Consider the following 607-nt stretch of genomic DNA (forward strand, 5'->3'; position numbering starts at 1 on the left):
CTGAGTTTAAAGTGACGCTGAGTAATGCCAGCAGTAGCGATCAAACTTACACGATTGGCTTAGTCAACGGCACGGCAGGCGATAATGATTACGACACCAACGTGTCAAACATTGTGTTCAGTGATGGCGTGACCTATGACACCAATACCGGACAAATCACCGTCCCAGCAGGCGTGACCATGTTCACTGCAACAGTGGATACCACGCAAGATACCATCGATGAGGCAGATGAAACCTTCGACCTGCAAGTCGGTGGAGTGACTGGCACAGCAACAATCCAAGATGACGATGATGCACCTGTGATCACGGATGTCGCTTTGGTTGGCGAAACCGTACCAGAAGGCCAAGCTGCTGAGTTTAAAGTGACGCTAAGTAACGCTAGTAGCAGCGACCAAACCTACACGATTGGCTTAGTCAACGGCACGGCAGGTGATGATGATTACGACACCAACGTGTCCAACATTGTGTTCAGTGATGGCGTGACCTACGACGCTAATACGGGACAAATCACCGTCCCAGCGGGCGTCACCATGTTCACTGCAACAGTGGATACCACGCAAGACACCATCGATGAGCCAGATGAAACCTTCGACCTCCAAGTCGGTGG

Annotated in this window: 1 pseudogene; it reads left to right on the top strand. The window is 51.2% G+C overall.

Going from position 1 to position 607, the window contains the following annotated elements:
• A pseudogene (locus KIV41_RS03090) lies at positions 1–607 on the top strand (Calx-beta domain-containing protein); the annotation flags it as partial.

It is taken from the genome of Vibrio sp. D401a, from assembly GCF_030248515.1.
In the GTDB taxonomy this organism is placed as follows: Bacteria; Pseudomonadota; Gammaproteobacteria; order Enterobacterales; family Vibrionaceae; genus Vibrio; species Vibrio rotiferianus.